A 5342-nucleotide genomic window follows, 5' to 3' on the forward strand; every position below is an offset into this window, starting at 1 on the left:
TCCCGCTCCGCTTACCGGCAACTCAGGCGGACAGATGGGCGAGGATGCCGTCCGCCATGCCCCGCGCCGCCTTCTGCCGCCACTCGGGGCTCTTCAGCAGCGCCGCGTCCTTGGCGTCACGCATGTTCCCGCACTCGATGAACACCTTCGGCACCCTCGACATGTTGAGCCCGCCGAGGTCCCCGCGCACATCCAACCCGCTGCCCTTGTTGATGTAGTTGGCGGGCGCGTTGCCCGTCGCCTTCGCGAAGGAACCGGCGACCCGCTCGCCGAGCTCGCGCGACGGGCCCACGATCGCCGACGTGTCGGCCGCGCCGCCCTTCACCTCGGCCGGGAGGATCACATGGAAGCCGCGGTTGCCGCCGCCCGAGCCGTCCGCGTGGATGGAGATCACGGCATCGGCTTTCGCCTTGTTGCCGATCAGGGCGCGTTCGTCCACGCAGGGGCCGTACGCGGGGTGCTCGCCGTCCTGGGTGAGCCGGACCGTCGCGCCCTGCGCCTCCAGCAGGGTGCGCAGCCGGCGGGCGACGTCGAGAGTGAACTCGGCCTCGCTGTAACCGTCGTCGGTGGCCGTGCCGGTGGTGTCGCACTCCTTGCGTCCGGTGCCGATGTCCACCTGCTTGTTGATCTCGCGGGCGTGGCGGGCGTTGCCCGGGTTGTGGCCGGGGTCGACCACGACGACCTTTCCGGCGAGCGGGAGCGCCTGCGGCGGAGCCGCGGAAGGTACGGCCGGGGAAGGTACGGCAGGCGCGGGCTGCCCGGGCACCGTACGCTCCGGGGCCGCGCCGCCACCGCCGGTACCGCAGCCGACCAGGCCGACCGCCGCGACCGCGACCGCCCCGCAAAGTACGCGCATACGCATCGCGCTCAGATGCCCTGTCCCGTACGCCGCAGCACCCGCAGTGAGTCCGTCGCCGACACCTCGCTGAACGCGCCGGAGGCCAGCGCCCGCAGGTAGACGCGGTACGGAGCCTGGCCGGTCCACTCGTCCACCGGGTCCGGGAACACGTCGTGGATCACCAGCAGCCCGCCAACGGCCAGATGAGGGGCCCAGCCCTCGTAGTCGTTCGTGGCGTGCTCGTCGGTGTGCCCGCCGTCGATGAAGACCAGGCCCACCTTGCCGCCCCACATCTTGGCGACCTGCGGTGACCGCCCGACGATCGCGATCACATGCTCCTCCAGGCCCGCCTTGTGCAGGGTGCGGCGGAAGGTGGGCAGGGTGTCCATCAGCCCGACCTCGGGGTCCACGACCTCAGGGTCGTGGTAGTCCCAGCCCGGCTGCTGCTCCTCGCTGCCCCGGTGGTGGTCCACGGTGACGGCCACGGTGCCCGCCTCGCGGGCGGCGTCCGCGAGCAGGATCGCCGACCGCCCGCAGTACGTCCCGACCTCAAGCAGCGGCAGCCCGAGCTCCCGGGCCGCCGACACCGCCGCCTCGTACAGGGCGAGCCCTTCGCGTACGGGCATGAAGCCCTTGGCCGCCTCGAAGGCGGCGAGGGTCTCCGGCTTGGGGGCGGCGGGGGTGGCGGGGGCCATGGTTCCTCCGGCTCGGGGGAGTGCGCTGGGCTGGGCTGGCACACATCGTAGGCCTGCTCAGCTCACGGCTTGGCGTCGCACTCGAACCAGACGACCTTGCCTTCCCGGTGCTCAAGCGAGCCCCAGCGGTCCGTCACGGCGTCCACGAGCAGCAGCCCGCGTCCGGACTCGGCGAGCGGGTCGGCGTCGTGCACGGGCCGCAGCTCCATGGGGACGTTGTCCGAGATCTCCACCCGCAGGCCGTCGGGCTGCTTGAGGATCAGCGTGGTGCAATGCCGCCCCGGCACATGCCGGACGACGTTCGCCACCAGCTCGGTGAGCGCCAGCTCGGCCGGGTCGGTCAGCTCGGGGAGCCCCCAGCGCTTCAGGAACAGCCGCAGGATGCGCCGCAGATGGAAGGCGGAGTGTTCACCCACGGTGAAGCCCATCCGGTAGCAGTTCGAGATTTCCTCTGGTGAGGGGTCAGTTACGTGATTCACGTCACCAGCGTGCGGCGCTGTGCATACGCTTGACTACGTACCGAAACCAACGCCGCAAGGCGTGAGCTTGGGAAAGCCGGTGGTCCGCCGCATGCCCAACATCCGAAACCTCGATCCCAGCGCCTCACCCCTGGACTACTACGGCGCGGAGCTGCGCAGACTCCGCGAGGAAGCGGGCATGACGCAGGACGACCTGGGCGGTGTCGTCTTCTGCACGGGCTCGCTGATCGGCCAGATCGAGACGGCCCGCAAAGTCCCGACGCGGGAGTTCAGCGAGCGGGTCGACGCGGCGCTCTTGACGGGCGGGCTGTTCTCCCGGCTGGTGGGCCTTGTGCTGCGCAGCCAGCTGCCGAACTGGTTCCAACCGTACGCCGAGTTGGAAGCCAAGGCGGAGTACATCAACTCCTTCCAGGCGCAGTTGGTGTACGGACTCGTTCAGACCCCGGACTACGCCCGTGCGGTGCTGGGGTTGCGGGAGGACGGCAATCTCGACGCCGATGTGGCGGCCCGCATGGAGCGCCAGCGGATCCTGGACCGCGAGAACCCCCCGCTGGTCTGGGTGGTGATGAGCGAGGCGGTGCTCTGTCAGGAGATCGGCGGCAGGGGTGTGATGGGGGAGCAGCTGGCCCATCTGCTGGAGGTGGGCGACCGCGACTGGCTCAAGATCCAGATCCTGCCCTTCACCGCGGGCGCCCATACCGGCCTGATGGGCTCGTTCAACCTGCTGCGGTTCGACGACGACCCGGATCTGCTCTACACCGAGGACTTCGTCCAGGGGCATATGACGGCCAATCCAGCAGCCCTCAGAGAGGGTTCGCTCCGTTACGATCACCTCCAGGCCGCGGCCCTCTCGGTGGAGGACTCCGCGGCGCTGATCGCCCGCGTAATGGAGGAACGGTATGGGCACGACCCGGATTCTGACGGACGCAGTGTGGCGTAAGTCGTCCTACAGCGGCGACGGTGGCGGCGACTGCGTCGAGTGCGCCCCGCTCGGTGCGGTGGCCTGGCAGAAGTCCTCCCACAGCGGCGACACCGGCGGCGATTGCGTCGAGATCGCCGCCCAGCCCTGCCGTATCGCGGTCCGCGACTCCAAGGACCCGGGGCTCCCCGCCTTCGCCGTCGCCCCGACCGCCTTCGCCGCCTTTGTCAGCGCCGCCGCCGAGGGCGTGCTCTGACCCTGGCCTGAACGCAGCGCGGGGCGCCCCCCCCGGGGGGGGGGGGCGGCCGTTCTCACCGATGGCCGACGGTTGCGGCTTGAGGGCTTACCGCCCCGACCGCTTCATCCGCTCGGCCGTCTGCTCCGCGCTCTCCTGCGCCTTGCCCATGGCCTGCTCGCCACGGCCCTCGGCCTGCATGGAGCGGTCGCCCATGGCCTTGCCCGCGGTCTCCTTCATCTTGCCCTTGGCCTGCTTCGCCTTCGCCTTCGCCTTAGACATGGCGGCGGTCCCTTCACGTGGGGGGGTGGACTGGCATATCCACCTTGCGCCGTTCACTCGCCGTCCGCAATCCGTGACGCTGAGCGCACGCTCAGTCGGGTGGCTCCGGCACCGGACGGGTGCCCGGCTCCGGGTCCGAGGGCGGCTCATGACCGGGTTCGGGTTCCAGGGGCGAGGGCTGCGGGTCCCTGGGCACCGGCTCAGGGCCGCTGGGGACCGGTTCCGGGCCGTCGGGCGGCGGCTGGGTAGGGGTGGTCATCGAGCACCTTTCCGAAGCCTGCACTGCTGACTGCAACGGGCGACATCGGCTCCATAGGCTGCGTGGTTGCTGCCTGCGTACGCTGCGGCTACCCGGGTGACGAGCGGCGAATCAGGCGTAGCGCCATCCGCGTGAGTCGGCATGGGTCAGGGCATGCGTCGCCCGCCGTCAGCTCTCGGTCGCCGCCCTGTGCTCCTTGGCCAGTTCCAGGTACATCAGAGCGTTGACCTTGAGCCCCTCGCGCTCCTCGTCCGTCAACTCGCGCCTGACCTTGGCTGGTACCCCGGCCACCAGCGAGCCGGGCGGCACCCGCATCCCCTGCGGGACCAGCGCCTGGGCCGCGATGAGTGAACCCGCCCCGATATGGGCGCCGTTGAGTACCGTCGCCCCCATGCCGACCAGGACGTCGTCCTCGACCGTGCAGCCGTGCAGTACGGCGTTGTGGCCGACGGTGACCCGCTCGCCCACGGTCACGGGGAAGCCGGGATCGACATGGACGGTGCAGTTGTCCTGGACGTTGCTGTCCGCGCCGATCACGATCGGCCCGCAGTCGCCACGCAGCACCGCGTGATACCACACGCTCGAACCGGCGGCCAGGGCGACATCGCCGATCACCACGGAGGTGGGGGCGACGAACGCACCGGGGTCGACCCGGGGCTCCTTCCCGCCGACTCCGGTGACAAGTGCCGGCTGTCCCTGTGCCATCGCGTACTCCTCATGGGGTCGACCGCCGCAGCGTGTGGTCACGTCGTCAGTTCTGCGCGGAATCGGCTCGCACGGCAGCGGCAGCGGCGGGGACGGGGGATGCCACCGGTTCGCCGTCACCGCCGCCGTCCGTGGCCTCGGTGCGCGCAGCGGCCTTCTTGGCGCGGTTCTTGAGGATCAGCATCGAGGTCACGCCGAAGAGTACGGCCAGTACCAGGCCGAGCCACGAGAAGCGCTTGAGCCAGGCTTCGGCGACGACGCCGACCGAGTAGATGACCGCCGTGGTGCCGCCCGCCCAGAGGATGCCGCCGAAGACGTTGGCGATCAGGAACTTCCAGTACGGCATGCGCAGCACACCGGCGAGGGGTCCGGCGAAGATCCTCAGCAGGGCCACGAAGCGGCCGAAGAAGACCGCCCACATCCCCCACTTCTCGAAGGACCGTTCCGCCATCGCGATATTGGCCTCGCTGAAGTGCTTGGGGAACTTCTTCCCGCACCAGGCGAGCAGTGGCCGACCGCCCTTGCGGCCGATGGCGTAACCGATGGAGTCGCCCACGATGGCGCCTCCGGTGGCGCAGGTGCCGAGCACCCAGGGGTCGATCTCGCCGTGCTGGGAGGCGAGCAGGGCGGAGCTGACGAGGACGATCTCACCCGGCAGCGGGATGCCGAGGCTCTCCAGCCCGATGACCACACCCACCAGGATGTAGATACTCACCGCCGGGATGGTCTCAAGCCACTCCTGGACGTGCACCGCCGGTCCTCCCGTTGTCGTTCGGCCCGGGCCCATGGTCGCCGGGCGTGGCGCGGGTGCGGCCGGTGTCGTCGGGCTCGAGCTTCGCGGGGGGGGCCCCCCGGGGGGCCCCCGGGCCCGCCCCCCGGCCCCAGAGTTTGGGGCCCCGGCGGGGCCCGGGCGGCCGGGGGCGGCCGGGG

9 protein-coding genes are annotated in these 5342 nt (G+C 70.6%); 2 read left to right on the plus strand and 7 right to left on the minus strand.

What is annotated here, in order from left to right; all coding sequences use genetic code 11:
• Positions 1-22: 22 nt before the first annotated feature.
• The 3 genes from ACFWI9_RS32755 to ACFWI9_RS32765 form a co-directional block, all read right to left on the minus strand.
• Complete coding sequence (locus ACFWI9_RS32755) at positions 23-862, minus strand: N-acetylmuramoyl-L-alanine amidase (protein ID WP_387168491.1); 840 nt, start codon at positions 860-862, stop codon at positions 23-25.
• 5 nt (positions 863-867) lie between these two features.
• Entirely contained in the window at positions 868-1533 is a 666-nt protein-coding gene (locus ACFWI9_RS32760) for a class I SAM-dependent methyltransferase (protein ID WP_387168494.1), read from the minus strand.
• Between the two features lie 62 nt (positions 1534-1595).
• Positions 1596-1961: an ATP-binding protein gene (locus ACFWI9_RS32765; RefSeq protein ID WP_387168514.1), complete on the minus strand. Its 366-nt coding sequence runs from the start codon at positions 1959-1961 to the stop codon at positions 1596-1598.
• A gap of 142 nt (positions 1962-2103) precedes the next feature.
• Here ACFWI9_RS32765 and ACFWI9_RS32770 point away from each other — a divergent pair, with 142 nt between their 5' ends.
• The gene (locus ACFWI9_RS32770) at positions 2104-2952 is read left to right on the plus strand and encodes a helix-turn-helix domain-containing protein (RefSeq protein WP_387168497.1); all 849 of its coding nucleotides are present in this window, start codon (positions 2104-2106) and stop codon (positions 2950-2952) included.
• The gene (locus tag ACFWI9_RS32775; RefSeq protein ID WP_387168501.1) at positions 2912-3187 is read left to right on the plus strand and encodes a DUF397 domain-containing protein; all 276 of its coding nucleotides are present in this window, start codon (positions 2912-2914) and stop codon (positions 3185-3187) included. The genes ACFWI9_RS32770 and ACFWI9_RS32775 overlap by 41 nt, the downstream gene beginning before the upstream one ends.
• Before the next feature lie 87 nt (positions 3188-3274).
• Here ACFWI9_RS32775 and ACFWI9_RS32780 read toward each other — a convergent pair whose 3' ends face one another.
• From ACFWI9_RS32780 to ACFWI9_RS32795, 4 genes are all read right to left on the minus strand, one after another.
• The gene (locus ACFWI9_RS32780) at positions 3275-3448 is read right to left on the minus strand and encodes a CsbD family protein (protein ID WP_387168504.1); all 174 of its coding nucleotides are present in this window, start codon (positions 3446-3448) and stop codon (positions 3275-3277) included.
• Between the two features lie 91 nt (positions 3449-3539).
• The gene (locus ACFWI9_RS32785; RefSeq protein ID WP_387168507.1) at positions 3540-3707 is read right to left on the minus strand and encodes a hypothetical protein; all 168 of its coding nucleotides are present in this window, start codon (positions 3705-3707) and stop codon (positions 3540-3542) included.
• A 168-nt stretch (positions 3708-3875) separates the two neighbouring features.
• Positions 3876-4412, minus strand: a complete 537-nt coding sequence (locus ACFWI9_RS32790; RefSeq protein WP_387168509.1) for a gamma carbonic anhydrase family protein — start codon at positions 4410-4412, stop codon at positions 3876-3878.
• Between the two features lie 46 nt (positions 4413-4458).
• Entirely contained in the window at positions 4459-5163 is a 705-nt protein-coding gene (locus ACFWI9_RS32795) for a DedA family protein (protein WP_387168511.1), read from the minus strand.
• Positions 5164-5342 lie beyond the last annotated feature (179 nt).

This window comes from Streptomyces sp. NPDC127084 (assembly GCF_042724175.1).
In the GTDB taxonomy this organism is placed as follows: Bacteria; Actinomycetota; Actinomycetes; order Streptomycetales; family Streptomycetaceae; genus Streptomyces.

Coding starts and splice junctions, on each gene's coding strand:
- ACFWI9_RS32755 (WP_387168491.1), bottom strand. CDS start 862: ATGCGTATGCGCGTACTTTGCGGGGCGGTCGCGGTCGCGGCGGTCGGC.
- ACFWI9_RS32760 (WP_387168494.1), bottom strand. CDS start 1,533: ATGGCCCCCGCCACCCCCGCCGCCCCCAAGCCGGAGACCCTCGCCGCC.
- ACFWI9_RS32765 (WP_387168514.1), bottom strand. CDS start 1,961: ATGGGCTTCACCGTGGGTGAACACTCCGCCTTCCATCTGCGGCGCATC.
- ACFWI9_RS32770 (WP_387168497.1), top strand. CDS start 2,104: ATGCCCAACATCCGAAACCTCGATCCCAGCGCCTCACCCCTGGACTAC.
- ACFWI9_RS32775 (WP_387168501.1), top strand. CDS start 2,912: ATGGGCACGACCCGGATTCTGACGGACGCAGTGTGGCGTAAGTCGTCC.
- ACFWI9_RS32780 (WP_387168504.1), bottom strand. CDS start 3,448: ATGTCTAAGGCGAAGGCGAAGGCGAAGCAGGCCAAGGGCAAGATGAAG.
- ACFWI9_RS32785 (WP_387168507.1), bottom strand. CDS start 3,707: ATGACCACCCCTACCCAGCCGCCGCCCGACGGCCCGGAACCGGTCCCC.
- ACFWI9_RS32790 (WP_387168509.1), bottom strand. CDS start 4,412: ATGGCACAGGGACAGCCGGCACTTGTCACCGGAGTCGGCGGGAAGGAG.